At 71.0% G+C, this 18,449-nt stretch carries 17 protein-coding genes and 3 tRNA genes; 11 read left to right on the top strand and 9 right to left on the bottom strand.

What is annotated here, in order from left to right:
- The first annotated feature begins 85 nt into the window (after window positions 1–85).
- From purD to OG542_RS21190, 4 genes are all read left to right on the top strand, one after another.
- Complete coding sequence (purD, locus tag OG542_RS21175) at window positions 86–1,336, top strand: phosphoribosylamine--glycine ligase (RefSeq protein WP_328412983.1); 1,251 nt, start codon at window positions 86–88, stop codon at window positions 1,334–1,336.
- A 380-nt stretch (window positions 1,337–1,716) separates the two neighbouring features.
- Entirely contained in the window at window positions 1,717–3,621 is a 1,905-nt protein-coding gene (locus OG542_RS21180) for a hypothetical protein (RefSeq protein WP_328418034.1), read from the top strand.
- 223 nt (window positions 3,622–3,844) lie between these two features.
- On the top strand, window positions 3,845–5,320 hold the full coding sequence (locus OG542_RS21185) for a N,N-dimethylformamidase beta subunit family domain-containing protein (protein WP_328412985.1): 1,476 nt from the start codon (window positions 3,845–3,847) through the stop codon (window positions 5,318–5,320).
- 70 nt (window positions 5,321–5,390) lie between these two features.
- Window positions 5,391–6,290: a phosphoribosylaminoimidazolesuccinocarboxamide synthase gene (locus OG542_RS21190; RefSeq protein ID WP_328412987.1), complete on the top strand. Its 900-nt coding sequence runs from the start codon at window positions 5,391–5,393 to the stop codon at window positions 6,288–6,290.
- Between the two features lie 59 nt (window positions 6,291–6,349).
- On the opposite strand, the gene OG542_RS21195 is transcribed toward OG542_RS21190, so the two are convergent.
- From OG542_RS21195 to OG542_RS21230, 8 genes are all read right to left on the bottom strand, one after another.
- Window positions 6,350–6,425 (bottom strand) — tRNA-Gly (locus OG542_RS21195).
- A gap of 22 nt (window positions 6,426–6,447) precedes the next feature.
- Complete coding sequence (locus tag OG542_RS21200) at window positions 6,448–7,068, bottom strand: response regulator transcription factor (protein WP_328412989.1); 621 nt, start codon at window positions 7,066–7,068, stop codon at window positions 6,448–6,450.
- Window positions 7,065–8,387 carry a sensor histidine kinase gene (locus OG542_RS21205; protein WP_328412991.1) on the bottom strand — a complete coding sequence of 441 codons (1,323 nt, stop codon included), beginning with the start codon at window positions 8,385–8,387 and terminating at the stop codon, window positions 7,065–7,067. The genes OG542_RS21200 and OG542_RS21205 overlap by 4 nt, the downstream gene beginning before the upstream one ends.
- A 22-nt stretch (window positions 8,388–8,409) precedes the next feature.
- Complete coding sequence (locus OG542_RS21210; protein WP_328412993.1) at window positions 8,410–9,225, bottom strand: ABC transporter permease; 816 nt, start codon at window positions 9,223–9,225, stop codon at window positions 8,410–8,412.
- Window positions 9,222–10,193 carry an ABC transporter ATP-binding protein gene (locus OG542_RS21215; protein WP_328412995.1) on the bottom strand — a complete coding sequence of 324 codons (972 nt, stop codon included), beginning with the start codon at window positions 10,191–10,193 and terminating at the stop codon, window positions 9,222–9,224. Before OG542_RS21215 ends, OG542_RS21210 begins: the two co-directional genes overlap by 4 nt.
- A 130-nt stretch (window positions 10,194–10,323) precedes the next feature.
- A tRNA-Gly gene (locus tag OG542_RS21220) sits at window positions 10,324–10,396 on the bottom strand.
- A gap of 81 nt (window positions 10,397–10,477) precedes the next feature.
- Window positions 10,478–10,549: transfer RNA gene (locus OG542_RS21225), tRNA-Gly, on the bottom strand.
- A gap of 134 nt (window positions 10,550–10,683) precedes the next feature.
- Entirely contained in the window at window positions 10,684–11,001 is a 318-nt protein-coding gene (locus tag OG542_RS21230; RefSeq protein WP_261680213.1) for a histone-like nucleoid-structuring protein Lsr2, read from the bottom strand.
- Between the two features lie 322 nt (window positions 11,002–11,323).
- Here OG542_RS21230 and purS point away from each other — a divergent pair, with 322 nt between their 5' ends.
- Genes purS through purL form a run of 3 tightly spaced genes read left to right on the top strand, consistent with a single transcriptional unit; the run spans window position 11,324 to window position 14,537 of the window.
- A complete protein-coding gene (gene purS, locus OG542_RS21235) occupies window positions 11,324–11,587 on the top strand; it encodes a phosphoribosylformylglycinamidine synthase subunit PurS (RefSeq protein ID WP_010045045.1) in 264 nt (87 codons plus the stop codon).
- On the top strand, window positions 11,584–12,264 hold the full coding sequence (purQ, locus tag OG542_RS21240; protein WP_193483504.1) for a phosphoribosylformylglycinamidine synthase subunit PurQ: 681 nt from the start codon (window positions 11,584–11,586) through the stop codon (window positions 12,262–12,264). The genes purS and purQ overlap by 4 nt, the downstream gene beginning before the upstream one ends.
- Window positions 12,261–14,537: a phosphoribosylformylglycinamidine synthase subunit PurL gene (gene purL / locus OG542_RS21245; RefSeq protein WP_328412998.1), complete on the top strand. Its 2,277-nt coding sequence runs from the start codon at window positions 12,261–12,263 to the stop codon at window positions 14,535–14,537. The genes purQ and purL overlap by 4 nt, the downstream gene beginning before the upstream one ends.
- Window positions 14,538–14,656: 119 nt before the next feature.
- On the opposite strand, the gene OG542_RS21250 is transcribed toward purL, so the two are convergent.
- Window positions 14,657–15,235, bottom strand: coding sequence for a hypothetical protein (locus tag OG542_RS21250; RefSeq protein WP_328413000.1), 579 nt, complete (start codon window positions 15,233–15,235; stop codon window positions 14,657–14,659).
- A gap of 210 nt (window positions 15,236–15,445) precedes the next feature.
- Here OG542_RS21250 and OG542_RS21255 point away from each other — a divergent pair, with 210 nt between their 5' ends.
- Genes OG542_RS21255 through OG542_RS21270 form a run of 4 tightly spaced genes read left to right on the top strand, consistent with a single transcriptional unit; the run spans window position 15,446 to window position 18,425 of the window.
- Window positions 15,446–15,949: an ArsR/SmtB family transcription factor gene (locus OG542_RS21255; RefSeq protein WP_328413002.1), complete on the top strand. Its 504-nt coding sequence runs from the start codon at window positions 15,446–15,448 to the stop codon at window positions 15,947–15,949.
- Between the two features lie 20 nt (window positions 15,950–15,969).
- Entirely contained in the window at window positions 15,970–16,803 is an 834-nt protein-coding gene (locus OG542_RS21260) for a M23 family metallopeptidase (protein ID WP_328413004.1), read from the top strand.
- Between the two features lie 10 nt (window positions 16,804–16,813).
- Window positions 16,814–17,611, top strand: coding sequence for a maleylpyruvate isomerase family mycothiol-dependent enzyme (locus OG542_RS21265; protein ID WP_328413006.1), 798 nt, complete (start codon window positions 16,814–16,816; stop codon window positions 17,609–17,611).
- A 37-nt stretch (window positions 17,612–17,648) separates the two neighbouring features.
- Complete coding sequence (locus OG542_RS21270; protein ID WP_193483498.1) at window positions 17,649–18,425, top strand: META domain-containing protein; 777 nt, start codon at window positions 17,649–17,651, stop codon at window positions 18,423–18,425.
- Window positions 18,426–18,449 lie beyond the last annotated feature (24 nt).

An 18,449-nucleotide genomic window follows, 5' to 3' on the forward strand; every position in this document is an offset into this window, starting at 1 on the left:
TCGGAGGAACCTCCAACCCAACACCCCCACCCCCTTCGGAAGCCCGCACAAAGGAAACCCGGCGCTTCCCGTTAGGCTGACCCCTGTGAAGGTCCTCGTCATCGGCACCGGCGCCCGCGAACACGCCCTGTGTCACTCCCTGTCCCTCGACCCCCACGTCACCGCGCTGCACTGCGCTCCCGGCAACGCCGGCATCGCCGAGGTCGCCGAGCTGCACCAGGTCGACGCCCTGGACGGCGCCGCCGTCACCGCGCTGGCCACCCGGCTCGGCGCGGAGCTCGTGGTCGTCGGACCGGAGGCGCCGCTGGTCGCCGGTGTCGCCGACGCCGTGCGCGAGGCGGGCATCCCGGTCTTCGGCCCCTCCGGCCGGGCCGCGCAGCTCGAGGGCTCCAAGGCCTTCGCGAAGGACGTCATGGCGGCGGCCGAGGTGCCCACGGCGCGCTCGTACGTCTGCACCACGGCGGACGAGGTCGACGTGGCCCTCGACGCCTTCGGCGCTCCGTACGTCGTCAAGGACGACGGGCTCGCCGCCGGCAAGGGCGTCGTCGTCACCGACGACCTCGAAGCGGCCCGCGCCCACGCCGCCGCCTGCGAGCGCGTGGTCATCGAGGAGTTCCTCGACGGCCCCGAGGTCTCCCTGTTCGCCGTCACCGACGGCGAGACGGTCGTGCCGCTCCAGCCCGCCCAGGACTTCAAGCGCGCGCTGGACGGTGACGAGGGGCCGAATACGGGCGGCATGGGGGCGTACTCCCCGCTGCCGTGGGCCGACCCGAAACTGGTCGACGAGGTGCTGCAGACGGTCCTGCAGCCGACCGTGGACGAGATGCAGCGCCGCGGCACGCCGTTCTCCGGCCTGCTCTACGCCGGTCTCGCGATCACCTCCCGCGGTGTCCGCGTGATCGAGTTCAACGCCCGCTTCGGCGACCCGGAGACCCAGGTCGTCCTGGCCCGTCTGAAGACGCCGCTGGCCGGCCTCCTGATGGCCGCCGCCACCGGCAACCTCGCCCACCTGGAGCCGCTGCGCTGGAGCGACGACGCGGCCGTGACCGTGGTCGTCGCCTCGCACAACTACCCCGGCACCCCGCGCACCGGCGACCCGATCACCGGCCTCGACGAGGTCGCCGCCCAGGACGCGCCGCACGCGTACGTCCTGCACGCCGGTACCAGGAGCGACGGGGACGCGATCGTCAGCGCGGGCGGCCGCGTCCTGTCCGTCACGGCCACCGGCAAGGACCTCGCCGAGGCCCGCGACCGCGCCTACACGGCCGTCGGCCGCATCCGCCTCGACGGCTCCCAGTACCGCACAGACATCGCCGCGAAGGCGGCAGGCGCGTAACCGGACCCCCGCACGACCGGACCTAGGCCCGACCGGCCCCACACACAACAGGGGAACCACCCCCATCAACGGGGGAAACCACCCCGCCGCCGATGAACCCCACAGGCCCCGAATCCGTCTCAGGATCCGGGGCCTGAAGTGTTCGGTAGGTGGGGGCCTGACCCTCGCTTTCCGTCATCCACCTCTCCCCAAAGCCATTCCATCGAGTGACCGATGCCCTATCCGGCTGACGGGGGGCTGAGCCCCAACTAGGGTGCGGCGCAAGCGTTCCGGCACTTGGCCCACCGGCATTGCGATGTCAGTGGCGGGTGCCACAGTGGGGGAGTGTGCAAGGAAAGCGTCAGGTCAACGGGGAGGGGGTGAGGTCGGTCGTGACCGGAATGGGTGTGGAAGCAGGCGCGCAGGTCGCGCGGGCACGGGCACTCGTCGTGCTGCGCATCCGCAGCCGCGCGCTGGCCGTCGCCCTGCTGCCCGCGGCCGTCGCCGTGATCCTGCTCGCGGGGGCTCTCTCCGGCCGCCTCGTCGGTCCCGGCTGGGACGCCGCCCGCTGGTTCCTGACGCCGGTCGCCGTCCTCGTGCTGCTCGCCGCCGCCGGGATCGCCCTGGTCGTCGCCCGGGCCCGTCCGGCCATGAGCCCGACCGTCCCGATCGCCGAGGAGGCGGCTCCCGACCTGTACCGGATGGTGCGCGACCTCGCCGACCGCCTCGAGGTCCCCGCCCCCTCCGCGATAGCGCTCACACCGGACTGCGACAGCTGGCTGGAGGACCGCACCCACCCGGCCCACGGACCGCCTCCGGCCGAGGAGCACGGCGACATAGCGGGTGCGGGGAAGCACGCGCACCGTCGTCACCCCGTCGCGCCGGTCCTCGTCCTCGGCTCTCCCTTCCTGTGGTGGATGCGGGTCGGCGAGCTTCGCGCGGTCCTCGCCCCGGTCGTCGCCGGTACGGGCCCCTCCGCCCACCCGGACATAGCCGCGGCCCGGCGCTTCGTCCGTGGCCTCGACGCCGCGGTGGCCGTGAGCTCGGCGCCCCGCCGCGACCCGGTCTCGCGAGCCGTGCTGGCCGGTGTCGGCTGGGTGGCCCGGCTGCTGCTGCGCGCTTGCCGCCTTCATGCCGCCGAGCTGGAGCGGGGCGTGGCGGCCGCGGCCGCGGAGCGCGCACAGGCTGTGGATTACGGGCTGCGGATCGTCGCCCAGGAGCAGGTGGGCCTGGCGTACGCGGGCTGGGACCGGCTGCTGACCCGCGTCGCGCTGCCCGCCTGGCGGATGGGCCGCTGGCCGTCCCGGCTGGACGCCGGCGTGGTGGCGGCGCTCACGGAGCTGTCCCGGCGCGACCGACTGGCCGAGGGCTTCGCCTCCCGTCTCGGGGAGCGGCCCGCCTGCGATCTGCTCGAGGAGCCGGGCGCGGTCGACGAGTCCGCCTCCCTCCTCGCCGCCCGCCTCTTCCACGGCGGCCCCGCCGGCCCCGGGCCCGACTGGTCGCCGGTGGACTGGAGCGATTATCCGGAGGAGGTCGTGGACCGTAAGTGGCGCATCGACGCGGCCCGGCTCCACCGCGTGCTGGACGCGATGGGCGTCCGCCCCGCCACCGGCCCCGCGGCCCCCGCCACCGGCAGCCCGACCCTGTCCCGCGTCCTGGACCACCTGACGGACCCGGCCGGCGAAGGATCCCTGACCCAGAGATGCACCGACCCGTCCCGCGACGCGTCTCTCACCCACAGAAGCACCGACCCGTCCCGCGACGCGTCTCTCACCCACAGAAGTACGGAACCGTCCGGCGGAGCGCCCTTCCCCGCCACACCCCCGGAACCACCCCCTCCTTTCGACGACGACGAAGAAGACCTCTCCGGCACCACCCCCCGCAGTGCGAACCTGGCCGCCCGCCTCAGCACCGAACTGGGCCGCGAGGAGGCATCCGCGGCGCCCAGCCCGTCGGCCTCCGCCACCGCCTCGACCGCGGCCTCACCAGCCGCCGGCTCCCCGGACCCCCTCGCCCTCTGGGACGACCGAGCCCTCCCCCTCTTCCCCCTCCAGCCCCCGCGCACGGCCCGTGAACTGCTCGCCGACCACCTCACGGCGATGATCTGCTGTGCCGCGATGGACACCGCCGGCGCGACGCCCGGCCTGGACTGGCTGGACGGCCCCACGCTCCTCCACAACGGCGAGCGCACGGCCGATCTCGCGCCCAAAATCCTCACCCTGATCGAGGAGGGCGACCCCACCCCCTTGCGCGCCTGGCTGGCCGAGCTGGGGATACGCCCGGAGAAGCCGGTCCGGCTCGTCTGACCGCCGGAGCACCCTCTTCCACTTCTGGCCAATTCGAAACGAACAGTGACGAAGTGCGCGCTTTATGTGATGTGCTTGGACCGTTCGCGTACATGGCAAGGGCTGACGACATACGACAAGCACATAAGCGCGACGGCACCACGCGAGGACGCACTCACCACACTCACCACACGCACCACACCAGTACGCACCACCACGGGGGCGAAGGGGAGGGGAAGCAGCCATGGCTTCGGAGCAGATCCGCCGCTGGGAGTCGGGAGCGCTGGCGCACGCCGTGACGGATCCCTTCGGGCAGGGCCCCGTTCCGTGGCTGCGCGGCACCGTGACGTACTTCGACGACACCGGCCAGGTCGTCCCCTGGTACGTGGACCAGGACGCGCCCCACGCCCCGAGGAAAGCCGCCCGCTCCAACGGCCCCCGCGCGGCCGACGACGTCCACCGCCAGATCAAAGGCTTGACCTCCACCGGCGCGGTCGCGCCCGGTGAGGCCATCGACTTCCACATCACCGTCGACCCGCCCCAGGAGTTCGGCGTCGACATCTACCGCATCGGCCACTACGGCGGTGACGGCGCCGCCAAGATCACGACCAGCCCGCGTCTGTCCGGCATCGTGCAGCCCGCGCCGCTCACCGCGGACCGGACGGTCTCCTGCCACCACTGGTGGCTGTCCTGGCGGCTCCAGGTCCCGTCGTACTGGAACATCGGCGCGTACGTCGCCGTCCTCACCACCGCCGACGGCTACCGCTCCCACGTCCCGTTCACGGTCCGCCACGACCAGCCCGCCGACCTGCTCCTCGTCCTGCCCGACATCACCTGGCAGGCGTACAACCTCTACCCGGAGGACGGCCGCACCGGCGCCAGCCTCTACCACGCCTGGGACGAGAAGGGCCGGCTGCTGGGCGAGTCGGAGGCCGCCACGACGGTCTCCTTCGACCGTCCGTACGCGGGCGCGGGCCTCCCTCTCCACGTCGGCCACGCCTACGACTTCATCCGCTGGGCCGAGCGCTACGGCTACGACATCGCCTATGCCACGGCCAGCGATCTGCACTCGGGCCGCGTCGACCCCACTCACTACCGCGGCCTGGTCTTCCCGGGCCACGACGAGTACTGGTCGGCCGCCATGCGCGGCAGTGCGGAGCTCGCCCGCGACGCCGGAACCTCGCTCGTCTTCCTCTCCGCCAACTCCATGTACTGGCAGGTGGAGTTGGGCCCCTCCCCGTCCGGCGTCCCCGACCGCCTGCTGACCTGCCGCAAACGCAGGGGCCCGGGGAAGCCGGTGCTGTGGCGGGAGATCGACCGGGCGGAGCAGCAGCTCATCGGCATCCAGTACGCGGGGCACGTCCCCGAGCCGCAGCCCCTGATCGTGCGCAACGCCGATCACTGGCTGTGGGAGGCGTCCGGCGCGCACGAGGGCGACGAGATCGCCGGCTTGGTGGCGGGCGAGGCCGACCGCTACTTCCCGCGCACCCCGCTGCCCGAGCACGAGGAGCGCGTGCTGCTCGCGCACTCCCCGTACACCGACAAGGAAGGCGCCCGGCGCCACCAGGAGACGTCCCTCTACCGCGCCCCCTCCGGTGCCTGGGTCTTCGCATCCGGAACGTTCGCCTGGACCCCGGCCCTGGACCGCCCGGGCCACGTCGACCCCCGCATCCAGCGCGCCACCGCAAATCTTCTGGACCGCATCTGCAAACGCGACTGACCCACTGTCCGTGATCACTCCCCGGATACGGGAGAATCGACCCCATAGGACAGAACCACGGGGAGGAACCGTGTCCGGATTCGTAGAAAAGCCCGAGCCGATCCAGGTTCCGGGCCTGGTGCATCTGCACACCGGCAAGGTGCGCGAGCTGTACCAGAACGAGGCGGGCGACCTCGTGATGGTCGCCAGCGACCGCATCTCGGCGTACGACTGGGTGCTGCCGACCGAGATCCCCGACAAGGGCCGGGTCCTCACCCAGCTGTCCCTGTGGTGGTTCGACCAGCTCGCCGACCTGATCCCGAACCACGTCCTGAGCACCGAACTGCCCCCCGGCGCCCCCGCCGACTGGGCGGGCCGCACGCTGGTCTGCAAATCCCTGCAGATGGTCCCCGTGGAGTGCGTGGCCCGCGGGTACCTCACCGGCTCGGGCCTGGTCGAGTACAACGAGTCCCGCACGGTCTGCGGCCTCGCCCTCCCGGAGGGCCTGGTCGACGGCAGCGAACTGCCCGGGCCGATCTTCACCCCGGCCACCAAGGCCGCCGTCGGCGAGCACGACGAGAACGTCTCCTACGAGGAGGTCGCCCGCCAGGTCGGCGCGGACACCGCGGCCCGACTGCGCCAGGCGACCCTCGCCGTCTACGCCCGGGGCCGGGACATCGCCCGGGAGCGGGGCATCATCCTCGCGGACACGAAGTTCGAGTTCGGCTTCGACGGCGACGGCCTGGTCCTCGCGGACGAGGTCCTCACCGCGGACTCCTCCCGTTTCTGGCCGGCCGACCAGTGGGAGCCGGGCCGCGCGCAGCCGTCGTACGACAAGCAGTTCGTCCGCGACTGGCTGACCTCGGCGGAGTCCGGCTGGGACCGCAAGAGCGAGCAGCCCCCGCCGGCGCTGCCGCAGCAGGTCGTCGACGCCACCCGAGCCAAGTATGTGGAGGCGTACGAGCGCCTGACGGGCTTGACCTGGGCCTAGGCTGTGTCCGATCCAGGACATGAAGAAGCCCCCCGGCGGAACCGGGGGGCTTCTTCATATGGAGCGAACGACGAGGTTCGAACTCGCGACCTCAACCTTGGCAAGGTTGCGCTCTACCAACTGAGCTACGTTCGCATGCGCCGTGGCGCGAGACCCACTATACCCAACCTCGCTCCCGTGCGAGCCGCACCGCCGCATGCCGGTTCTCCGCCCCCAGCTTCGACACCGCCGACGACAGGTAGTTCCGTACGGTCCCCTGCGACAGCGCGGCCCGCTCGGCGATCTCCGCCACGGGCGCCCCGTCGGCGGCGAGTTCCAGCACCTCCGCCTCCCGCGCGGTCAGCGGCGAATCCCCGGCGGCGATCGCGTCGGCCGCCAACTCCGGATCGACGTAACGGTTACCGGCGTGCACGGTACGAATGAGTTCCGCGAGCCGCTGCGCGCTCACGGTCTTCGGCACGAACCCCCGCACCCCGGCCTCCAGCGCCCGCTTCAGATGCCCGGGCCGCCCGTGGCTGGTGACGATGAGCACCTTGCAGCCGGGCAGTTCGGTGCGCAGGGATGTGGCGACCTTCACACCGTCGGCGCCGGGCATCTGGAGATCCAGCACCGCGACGTCGGGCTCGTGCGCCCGGGCCATCGCCATCGCCTCCGGCCCGGTGGCCGCCTCGGCGACGACCGTGATGTCGTCCTCCAGCGACAGCAGTGCGGCGAGCGCGCCACGGATGAGGTGCTCGTCGTCGGCGAGCAGCAGCCGCACGGGCTCCGCGGCCTTCATGGCGTGACCTCACTCACGGATCGCACAGCGGCGACGGACGCCGTGCCGGAGGGGGCAGCAGGGCCGGAAGGGGCGGCCGGCGACGGCAGCGGAATCTCCGCCGTCAGTCGGAACAGCCCCCGCTCAGCGGGCCCGGCCTCCAGCGTGCCGTCGATCTCCGCCAGCCGCTCCCGCAACCCGGCGAGCCCCGAGCCGGACGAGGCAGAAGAGCCGGAGGAGCTGGAAGCGCCGGACAGCCCGCTCTCAGCCTCCGTGACCACCCCGTCGTTCTCCACGGACAACACCACGCACCCCTCCACCACTCGCAGCCGCACCGCACACCGCCGTGCGTCACCGTGCCGCAGGACATTCGTGGCGGCTTCCCGCACCACCCACCCCAGGGCGGACTGCACCGCGACCGGCAGTCCGGCCGCCGTCGCCCCGCTCACCGTGCAGTCGATGCCGGCCGCGGCCAGCACCCCTTGCGCCCCGGCGAGTTCCGTTGCGAGGTCGGCCTCGCGGTAGCCGCGGACGACCTCCCGTACTTCCCGCTGTGACTCGTGCGCGAGCCGCTGCACCTCGACCATCTGCGCCACGGCCTCCGGCCTTCCCCGCTGGGCCAGCTGCACGGCCAGTTCGCTCTTGAGCGCGATCACGGCGAGGTTCCGCCCCATGACGTCGTGCAGATCACGCCCGAACCTGAGCCGCTCCTCGGCGACGGCGAGCCGGGTCCGGGTCTCGCGCGCCTCGTCGAGTTCGTAGACGATGTTGAGCAGCCAGACGGAGATGACGGCAGTGAAGGCGATGAGCCCGCCGCCCATCAAGACCATCGCGGCCGTGAGGAACGCGGTATCCGCCGGGGAGCCCCCTGCGACCTGCACGATCCAGGCGCCCGCCGCGAAGCCCCCGACGACCGCGAACACATGCCGCCGCTGCCGGATGCCGAGCGCGATGATGCCGACGCCGACGATCAGAGCGACCCCGACGGCCCCGCCCGCGGCGCCGTCGACGCTCTCGCCGTCCGGTCCGTGCTCGACGATGCCGAACGCGGTGGCGGTGACCGCGATGGTGACGGCGGCCACCGTCCACAGCAGCCGGACGGGCTGGGGCCGCCTGCCACGCGTCCAGTCCAGTGCCCGAGACACGGTGACGAGGCAGACCGCGCTGTGCGCGGCGACCATCATCAGCAGCAGACCTCCCAGCCGCGCGCCTACCGGTGCGACCGTGAGCCCGACCGTGGCCAACTCGACCATCGCGAAGGAGTGGAACGACCATCGCGTGTACGTCTCGACCTTCTCCGGCGTGGTCTTCCGCCGCCACCACCTGCCCGGCCCGCGCATCAGCCCGTCCCTCCCCCGTCGGTCAGCGTCGCGGTTCCCAGCGGAACCATCGCCGTACAGCAAACACCGCGATGACGATCCAGGCCATCGCCGTCGCGACGGAGCCCAGCGTCTCGTACGCCGACAGATCGCCGGTCCAGCCGCCGCGCACCAGGGTGACGACGGGCGTCAGCGGCAGCAGTTCGCAGAGGGAGGCCAGCCGGTCCGGCAGCAGCTCCAGCGGGACGAACATGCCGGAGCCCATCATCGAGACGACCAGCAGTGGCATGGGCGTGACCTGGGCGCTCTCGCCGGTCCGGGTGTAACTGGCGGTGACCGCGGCGAGGGCGGCGCACAGCACGAGCCCCAACAGCAGGCCCACGAGGGCCAGATGGGGCGCGGACGGCGCGGACATGTCCAGCAGCACGGTGCAGCCCGCCGCGAGTAGCAGGCACTGCACGAGCCCGGTGACGGCGGCGGGCATGGCGGAGCCGGCCAGGATCTCGGCGTCACGCGGTTCACCGGTGCGCAGCCGCTTGAGGACGAGTTCCTCGCGCCGGACGACGAAGACGCCGACGAGCACCGAGTAGACGGCGAACAGCAGGGAGAAGCCGATCGCGGCGGGCAGCACCAGGGTGCCGGCGTTCAGCCCCGCCTCCGCGAGGTCCATCTCCTGGGCCGCCGACCGCACGCTGACCGGCAGCATCAGCGGCACGAACAATGCGGCGACGAGCGCGCCCCTGCTCCGCCCGAGCAGGGTCAGCTCGGCGCGGGCGAGTGCCGTCATGCGGCTCATCGGCGTGGTGTCCGCGGCCTTGGTGCCGAGCCCCGGGCGTGGCGTCGTGTGGGTGGCACTCATGCCGCGTACTCCTTCGTCGTCCTGGCCGTGGCCGGCCCCGCGGATGCCTCCTTGGCGATCCCGAGGAACGCCTCCTCCAGGGAGGCCGACCGCACGTCCAGGCGGCGCAGCTCCACCCGGGCCTGCGCGGCCCACAGCAGCAGCCCGGTGGCCGCACGCTGCAGTTCATGGGTGCGGAGCCGGACGATCCGGCCATCGGTCTCGTGCCCGGTCACGCCCAGCTCACCGAGCGGCGGCAGATCGCCGACGAAGTAGCCGTCGGGCAGCTCGAAGGAGATCCGCGACGGCTCCGCGGCGGTCACCTCGGCCGGAGTCCCGGTGGCGGCGATGCGACCCTCGTGCATGATCGCCAGCCGGTCGGCGAGGTTCTCGGCCTCTTCCAGGTAGTGCGTGGTCAGCAGCACCGTCGTGCCGCCGTCGCGCAGGGCGCTCACCAACTTCCACGTCTCCCGGCGGCCTTCGACGTCCAGTCCGGTGGTCGGCTCGTCCAGGAAGAGCACCTCGGGGTCGCCGAGCAGTGCGAGCGCCAGATCCAGGCGGCGCCGCTGGCCGCCGGACAACTGCTTGACCCGGATGCCGGCCTTCGACTCCAGTCCGACCAGCGCCAGGGCCTCCGACGGCGGCCGCGCCCCGCTCACGCACCCCGCCCACATCCGCGCGGTCTCTGCGACGGTCAGCTCGGACGGGAAGCCCCCTTCCTGGAGCATCACGCCGGTGCGAGGCCGGACGAGGGCCCGGTCGGTGTACGGGTCGTGCCCCAGGACCCGCACCCGGCCGTCCGCCGGCGCCGCGAGTCCCTCCAGCAGTTCGACGGTCGACGTCTTGCCCGCGCCGTTCGTGCCCAGCAGCGCGAAGATCTCCCCGCGTCGTACGGAAAAGCTGACTCCGCCCACCGCCTCGAACCCGCCCCCGTACACCCGCCGCAGGTCAGTGACCTCAATCACGTGTTCGTGACCGTTGTTTTCCATGCCTTCAGGCTTCCGCCCCGAGGGACCGGGCAGCAGTGCGTGCTGTCATCACTCGGCATGACAAATGTCAGGAGAACACTCGGGGGACACGAAAAGACCCCGGTCCATCAGGACCGGGGTCTCATTCCCGAGCGGACGACGAGGTTCGAACTCGCGACCTCAACCTTGGCAAGGTTGCGCTCTACCAGCTGAGCTACGTCCGCAATTGCCCCCGATCGGCTCTCACCGATCGGTGCGGGCACCAGCCTACCTGATCCACAGGAGTGGTCGGTACGGTGATGCAGAGCGGGTGACAGGAATCGCACACTGCGCCTTCCCCCTGGAAGGGGGATGTTCTACTACTGAACTACACCCGCATGTTTCCGTGAGCTGGGCCTTTCGGCCTCGCCCCTCGGCGTGCTCCAGACTCTAACTGATCAGCCCGGGTGCTGCGCAAGTCGGTTGCCGCGAGGGGTGGATGGCCGGCCGTCGGGCGGGGCTCACCGGGCCGTCATTGCGCGGCCGTGAACGCCTCGTAGACCTTCTTGGGGATGCGCCCGCGCGCGGGGACCTCCATCTTGTTGGCCTGGGCCCAGGCCCGCACGGCCGACGGGTCGGGGGCGACCTCCGTCTGCCGGTACGCCTTGCCCGAGCGGGACCGCTTGCGGCCGGCGTCCACGTAAGGCGCGAGCGCCTTCCGCAGTTCGTCGGCATTGCCTTCGTTCAGGTCGATCTCGTACGACTTGCCGTCCAGTCCGAAGGCGATCGTTTCCGCCGCTTCCGAGCCGTCGATGTCGTCAAAGAGAGTGACCACGACCTTCTGCGCCACGAATATCGGTCCCTTCCTGCGGCACTTGCCAATTCATTTGTACAGTGCCGTGCAATGCATTGTGAAGCCCGACTAAATCCTTCCGCGTGTCCAAAATCAAGAGGGAGCGGAGCGACTTCGTTGGAAGGGTGGTGGTGGGAGGCGGGTGGGCGCAATAGGTTTCGGGTGACGACCCGGAATCTTTCCCGGAAATTTTCGTGTGTGGACCCGCCGATGCGGGATCGTGATGACCGTCACGTAGTTTCCTACAAGTCGACGCGCGTAGAAATTTTGTACGGGTAGTCTGAAGGAACCTGCTCAGCACCACACACCGGGAGTGCCAGTGGCACGCGTCGTAGTCGACGTCATGCTCAAGCCGGAGATCCTCGACCCCCAGGGCCAGGCGGTGCAGCGCGCACTGCCGCGGCTGGGTTTCGAGGGGATCTCGGACGTCCGCCAGGGAAAGCGTTTCGAACTGGAAGTTGACGGGCCGGTCGACGAGGCCGCCCTCGCCCGCATTCACGATCTTGCGGAGTCCTTCCTCGCGAACACCGTGATCGAGGACTTCACCGTCCGGGTCGAGGAAGTCGCGGAGGCCGTGAAGTGACCGCTCGTATTGGCGTCGTCACTTTTCCCGGCAGTCTGGACGACCGGGACACGCAGCGCGCGATCCGGGTCGCGGGTGCGGAGCCGGTCGCCCTGTGGCACAAGGACAAGGACCTCAAGCAGGTCGACGCCGTGGTGCTGTGCGGTGGTTTCTCCTACGGCGACTATCTGCGCGCCGGGGCCATCGCCCGTTTCTCGCCGGTGATGGAGCCCCTGCTGGAGCAGGCGAAGGCCGGTCTGCCGGTGCTCGGTATCTGCAACGGCTTCCAGATCCTCACCGAGGCCCATCTGCTGCCGGGCACGATGCTGCGCAACGACCACCTGCACTTCATCTGCCGTGACCAGAAGCTGCGCGTGGAGAACGCCGAGACCTCCTGGACCACCGACTACACGGCCGGCCAGGAGATCCACATCCCGCTGAAGAACAACGACGGGCAGTACGTCGCCGACGCGTACACGCTCGACCAGCTGGAGGCCGAGGGACGCGTCGCCTTCCGGTACCTCGACTTCAATCCCAACGGTTCCCAGCGGGACATCGCCGGCGTCACCAACGCGGCCGGGAACGTGGTCGGCCTCATGCCGCACCCCGAGCACGCCGTCGAGCAGCTGATCGGTACCGGTCGTACCGACGGTCTGCCGTTCTTCACCTCGATCCTCAAGAAGCTGGTCAACGCATGAGCCGGACGCCTCTGGACACGGTCGAGCACGCGGCCGAGACCCCCGACGTCGAGCTGCCCTGGGCCGAACTCGGCCTGAAGAAGGACGAGTACGAGCGGGTCGTGGAGATCCTCGGCCGCCGGCCCACCGGGGCCGAGCTCGCCATGTACTCCGTCATGTGGTCCGAGCACTGCTCGTACAAGTCGTCGAAGGTGCACCTGCGCCAGTTCGGCGAGAAGGCCCCTCAGTCCGACGCGATGCTCGTCGGCATCGGCGAGAACGCCGGTGTCGTGGACGTCGGCCAGGGCTACGCGGTCACCTTCAAGGTCGAGTCGCACAACCACCCGTCGTACGTGGAGCCCTACCAGGGCGCGGCCACCGGTGTCGGCGGCATCGTGCGCGACATCATCGCGATGGGCGCCCGCCCGGTCGCCGTGGTCGACCCCCTGCGCTTCGGCGCGGCCGACCACCCCGACACCAAGCGCGTGCTCCCCGGTGTCGTCGCCGGCATCGGCGGCTACGGCAACTGCCTGGGGCTGCCCAACATCGGCGGCGAGGTCGTCTTCGACTCCTGCTACCAGGGCAACCCGCTGGTCAACGCCGGTGCCATCGGTGTGATGCGGCACGAGGACATCCACCTCGCGAAGGCGTCCGGCGCGGGCAACAAGGTCATCCTCTACGGGGCCCGGACCGGCGGTGACGGCATCGGCGGCGCCTCGATCCTGGCCTCCGAGACCTTCGACGACGCCAAGCCGAGCAAGCGCCCGGCCGTCCAGGTCGGCGACCCCTTCCAGGAGAAGCTCCTCATCGAGTGCACCCTGGAGGCCTTCCGGGAGAAGCTGGTCGTCGGCATCCAGGACCTCGGTGCGGCGGGCCTGTCCTGCGCGACGAGCGAGCTGGCGTCGAACGGCTCCGGCGGTATGCGCGTCACCCTCGACGACGTCCCCCTGCGCGACTCCACCCTCTCGCCCGAGGAAATCCTCATGAGCGAGTCGCAGGAGCGCATGTGCGCGGTCGTCGAGCCGGAGAAGGTCGACCGCTTCCTGGAGATCTGCGAGAAGTGGGACGTCATCGCCACCGTCATCGGTGAGGTGACCGACGGCGACCGCCTGGAGATCTACTGGCACGGCGGCAAGATCGTCGACGTCGACCCGCGCACCGTCGCGCACGAGGGCCCGGTCTACGAGCGCCCCTACGCCCGCCCGTCCTGGCAGGACGCGCTGCAGGCGGACGACGCGAACAAGCTGCCGCGCCCGAAGACCTCCGAGGAGCTGAAGGACCAGGTCCTGAAGCTGGTCGGCTCCCCGAACCAGGCGTCCAAGTCCTGGATCACCTCGCAGTACGACCACTTCGTGCAGGGCAACACGGTCCTCGCCCAGCCCGAGGACTCCGGCATGATCCGGATCGACGAGGAGTCCGGCCTCGGCGTGGCCCTCGCCACGGACGGCAACGGCCGGTACGCCAAGCTCGACCCGTACCACGGCGCCCAGTTGGCGCTGGCGGAGGCGTACCGCAACGTCGCCACGACCGGCGCGAAGCCGCTCGCCGTCTCCGACTGCCTGAACTTCGGCTCGCCCGAGGACCCGGCGGTGATGTGGCAGTTCGCGGAGGCCGTGCGCGGTCTGGCCGATGCCTGTCAGCAGCTGGGCACCCCGGTGACCGGCGGCAACGTCTCCCTCTACAACCAGACGGGCGAGGCCGCCATCCACCCGACCCCGGTGGTCGCGGTCCTCGGCGTGATCGACGACGTGGCCCGCCGCACGCCGGTCGCCTTCCAGGAGGAAGGGCAGCTGCTCTACCTCCTCGGCGACACGCGTGAGGAGTTCGGCGGTTCGGCCTGGTCCCAGGTCGTCCACGACCACCTCGGCGGCCTGCCGCCCAAGGTCGACCTGGAGCGTGAGCGGCTGCTCGCGGAGATCCTGATCGCCGCCTCGCGCGACGGCATGATCGACTCCGCGCACGACCTGTCCGACGGCGGTCTGATCCAGGCGGTCGTCGAGTCGGCGCTGCTGGGCGGCAAGGGCGCCCGACTGATCGTCCCGGACGGTCTGGACGCCTTCACCTTCCTCTTCTCCGAGTCGGCGGGCCGCGCGGTCGTGGCCGTGCCGCGTTCGGAGGAGCTCCGCTTCACCGACATGTGCGGGGCGCGGGGCCTCCCGGCCACCCGCATCGGCGTCGTCGACGGCAGTGAGTCCGATGCAAACGCGGTGGTGGACGTTCAGGGTGAGTTCGCGCTCTCCCTGTCCGAGCTGCGCGAGACGCACGAGCGGACGATTCCGGCCCTGCTGGCCTGACCCCGAGGCAGTCGTGCCTGTGCCCCGTCGAGGTCCCACTCGACGGGGCACAGGTGTCTGCTGGGCAAGCAGACCGGCCGGCAGCCGCTCGACTCCTCGATACCGGTTCGCTCACGTCGTCACTGGTGCACTGCGCTGTTCTTCAGGGCCCGGGTGATCGCCTCGGGTGAGTCCGCCGAGATGTAGACCGTGTCGACGTCGAGGCTCTGCCCGTCGCCCAGCTCGACCGGCAGGGGCTCCTCCAGGAGGACCCGCATGTTGACGGAGCTGCCGATCGAGCACGCCACGGCCGAGGCCTCGTTCGGGACGCGGCGCAGCCCTCGTCCCTCGATCGTGCGCATGGCCTGGTTCGCCGACCCCACCATCGGGCGCGGCAGCTCCAGGCCGCCCATGAACCCGGTGCGCAGCGCGACCCGGTCGGCCGAGACGGTGTGCGGATTGCGGGCCATCGCGGCCAGGACGCCGAAGCCGGTCAGGATCAGCGCCAGCTCCAGCACCGCGTGCGGAATCCGGCCGGCCGGCGGAAAAATCCCGGAGACGAGGAAGGCCAGCGGGATCTCCGCCAGGGTCAGGACCATGACCATGGAGCGCACTTCGGAGGAGTGCCGGATCGCCGTCGTGCCCGGCGGTGTGCCGAGGGGGCGCCGAGTGATCACCGCCAGCAGAGCGCGGGCCAGGATCCCGGCCCTGTGTCCCATGCGCGGCTTGGACGTCACTGCTAACCCACGGTGATTCGACACGCTGTCTCCAGCCTCCGGCGATGCGGCAACGGGTCGGTTCTAACCGCGTACACCCACCTGGTGCCAGGCCTTCCACGCGAGTGCGTACCCGAGGGAGCTCCGTCTGACTGCGCGGCCTTCGCAGCATGAGGGTTGCATGCAATTACGTAGTTCCGTAATATCGGAGGAGTGGAACTCGAAGAACGCGTAGCCGCCCTCGAGCGCCGATTGGCTGCCCTGGAAGGCGCCCACCGCGCCGGACCCAGCCTCGACGAGAGCGACTTCTGGGCCCTGAACGGGCTGAAGAAGCAGCTGTCCGAGCTGGGCGCGGCCGACGGAGGCGTCCTCTACACCGGCTCCGTACGCCTGCCGACAGGCGAGCCGTACGCGTGGCAGATGGCAGTCCTGACGGAGGGGCTGCTGGAGGAGGACTGGACGGCGGCTTCCGAGTCGTTCGCGGCGCTCGGCCACCCGGTCAGGCTCCGGCTGCTCCGCGAGGTCCTCGGCGGCCGGCGCACCGCGGCCGAACTCGCCGAGCTGGACGAGATCGGCACGACCGGCCAGATCTACCACCATTTGCGCCAGCTCACCGGCACCGGCTGGCTGCACACGACCGGCCGGGGCCGCTACGAGGTGCCGCCGTCGCGGGTCGTGCCCCTGCTGGTGGCGGTGGCGACGGCACGTCCGCAATAACGAGAGAACCGGGGGACAGGATGTCCGCACGCAAGCTCGGCATGGTGGCCTTCCAGGGCCTTCAGCTGGCCTTCATCGGCCTGGTGATCGCCCACATCTGCTTCGGCTGGGGCTACCCCATCCTGTGGAACTGCCTGCTGCTGGTATTCGCGTACGTCGTCGTCACCGTCGCCAACCGGTGGGGTGGCGCCCCCGACAGCCCGCGCCGGGCCCGGGAACGCCTCGACGTCGCCCCGCCCGTGACCGGCCGCTGGTCCGCGCTGAACAGCCCGGCCGACCGCACCCCGAGCCACGGCATTCACGCACACGGGCAGACGTACGCGATCGACATCCTCGCCGAGCCCGAGCCGGGCTCCCGCCCCGCCTTCCGGTGGCTGTGGCCGCTCGCCCGTCGCCCCGAGGACTTCCCGGCTTTCGGCGCCGAGATCCTCGCGGTCGCCGACGCCACCGTCGTACGGGCCGCAGACGGGCAGCGCGACCACCTCAGCCGCAACTCACTGCCCGGGCTGCTGTACCTGATGCTCATCGAAGGCCAGCTACGAGAGATGTCCGGAGTCCGCCGCATCCTCGGCAACCACATCGTCCTCGACCTCGGCAACGGCACCTACGCCGCCTACGCCCACCTGCAACGCGGCTCCCTCACCGTCCGCGAGGGCGACCGGGTCCACGCCGGGCAGGCGCTCGCCCGCTGCGGCAACTCCGGCAACTCCTCCGAGCCGCATCTCCACTTCCAGCTGATGGACGGCCCCGACCCGGACGGCGCCCGGGGCGTGCCCTTCACCTGGACCGGCATCGGCGTCCCCGGCAACGGGCAGACCTTCGAGGCACCCCCGGCTGTCACAGCCCCCGCCTAGGCTGACCCCCATGCCCCCGGCCAAGAAGCGCCCCCGCGCGTACGACCCCACCAAGACCCGAGCCGCCGTGCTCGCCCAGTTCGGGAACATACGCCGGGCCGTGGGCACCCTCGGCCCCGACCGGCTGGCCCTGCCCACGCGCCTCGGCGACTGGACCGTGCGTGAGCTGGCCGCGCACTGCGCCATGGCCCTGGACGCCGTGGACCGGCTGCTCGGGGAGCCCGAGCCCGCGCGGCAGGACGGCCGGCTGCTCGACTGGCCGTTCGCCATAGCCGACGACGCCCCCGCCATCGCCGGCACCGCCCGCCGCCTGGCCGAGGAGCACCCGGACCTCGACGCCCACCTCGCCGACGCCGAGCACCGCTTCACCGCGCACCTCGACGCGCACCCCGCCGGCCGGCTGCTTCCCACCAGCGCGGGCGCCCTGCCCCTGGCCGACTACGTCGTCACGCGCACCGTCGAACTCGTCGTCCACACCGACGACCTCAACGCCGCCGTCCCCGGCCTGGACATCCCCTGCGACCGTCAGGCCCTCGCCGCCTGCACCCGGCTGCTCGCCGACGCGCTCGCCGCGAAGGCGCCCGGCGGTTCGACGGAGGTGCGGGTGCCGCCGTACGCGGTGGTGCAGTGCGTGCAGGGTCCGAGGCACACCCGGGGCACCCCGCCCAACGTCGTCGAGACGGACCCGCTGACCTGGATCCGTTTGGCGACCGGGCGGCTGACCTGGAAGCAGGCGCTCCAGGACGCCCACGTCAGCGCGAGCGGCGAGCGGGCCGACCTGGACGCGTACCTCCCCTTGATGAGGTAAAGGGAACCGATCCCCCCGGGTGCCCCGTCGAAGTGGCATGGACAGGCAGAAGCAGCGCATGACCCTGACGGCCGCCGCCATGCTCGTCCCGCTCATGGCGGCCTGCGGCAGTGAGAAGGCGGACAGCGGCAGCGGTTCGGTCGGTGCCGACAAGCCGGCGGTGACCGGCATGCGGTGGAGCGTGGACAGCGTCACCGCTGACGGCACCACCCAGAAGGCACCCACCGGCGCCCACGTGACCATCGACAAGGGCCGGGCCGAGGGCAGCTTCGGCTGCAACAACTTCGGCGCCGACGCCACCGTCGACGGCGACCGCATCCGGCTCAGCAAGACCATGGCCACGGAGATGGCCTGCGAGAACAAGCCCATGGCCTTCGAGGAGACCCTGGCCCGCACGCTCTCCGACCAGGAGTTCAAGGCGAAGGTGGACGGCGACCGCCTCACCCTCACCACCGACAAGGGCGACACCGTCCGTCTCACCAAGGCCAAGGACGCCGAGCTGACCGGCACCAAGTGGACCGTCACGACCCCGGAGGCCGACGGCCGCGCCCACCTCACCTTCGACGAGAAGAAGGGCACCGTCTCCGGAAGCCTCGGCTGCAACAAGGTCAACGCCAAGGCCACCGTGCGCGACGGCCATATCACCCTGGGCCCCCCGGCCACGACCCGAATGATGTGCGAAGACTCACTCATGGCCGACGAGAAGACCCTGCTGCGTCTTTTCGACGGGAAGCTGAAGTACGGAGTCGATCACCAGACTCTCACGCTGACCAGCGCAAACGGTACGAGCGTGCGAGCCGTCGCCGAACAGTGATCCACCAAAAAGTCCGGAATCCCC

Origin of the sequence: Streptomyces violaceus, assembly GCF_036014075.1 — a bacterium.
GTDB classification, from domain to species: Bacteria; Actinomycetota; Actinomycetes; order Streptomycetales; family Streptomycetaceae; genus Streptomyces; species Streptomyces violaceus.

Coding starts and splice junctions, on each gene's coding strand:
- OG542_RS21215 (WP_328412995.1), bottom strand. CDS start 10,193: ATGGAAAACAACGGTCACGAACACGTGATTGAGGTCACTGACCTGCGG.
- OG542_RS21200 (WP_328412989.1), bottom strand. CDS start 7,068: ATGAAGGCCGCGGAGCCCGTGCGGCTGCTGCTCGCCGACGACGAGCAC.
- purL (WP_328412998.1), top strand. CDS start 12,261: ATGAGCCGGACGCCTCTGGACACGGTCGAGCACGCGGCCGAGACCCCC.
- OG542_RS21260 (WP_328413004.1), top strand. CDS start 15,970: ATGTCCGCACGCAAGCTCGGCATGGTGGCCTTCCAGGGCCTTCAGCTG.
- OG542_RS21180 (WP_328418034.1), top strand. CDS start 1,717: ATGGGTGTGGAAGCAGGCGCGCAGGTCGCGCGGGCACGGGCACTCGTC.
- OG542_RS21210 (WP_328412993.1), bottom strand. CDS start 9,225: ATGAGTGCCACCCACACGACGCCACGCCCGGGGCTCGGCACCAAGGCC.
- OG542_RS21265 (WP_328413006.1), top strand. CDS start 16,814: ATGCCCCCGGCCAAGAAGCGCCCCCGCGCGTACGACCCCACCAAGACC.
- OG542_RS21205 (WP_328412991.1), bottom strand. CDS start 8,387: ATGCGCGGGCCGGGCAGGTGGTGGCGGCGGAAGACCACGCCGGAGAAG.
- OG542_RS21185 (WP_328412985.1), top strand. CDS start 3,845: ATGGCTTCGGAGCAGATCCGCCGCTGGGAGTCGGGAGCGCTGGCGCAC.
- OG542_RS21270 (WP_193483498.1), top strand. CDS start 17,649: ATGGACAGGCAGAAGCAGCGCATGACCCTGACGGCCGCCGCCATGCTC.
- OG542_RS21250 (WP_328413000.1), bottom strand. CDS start 15,235: ATGGGACACAGGGCCGGGATCCTGGCCCGCGCTCTGCTGGCGGTGATC.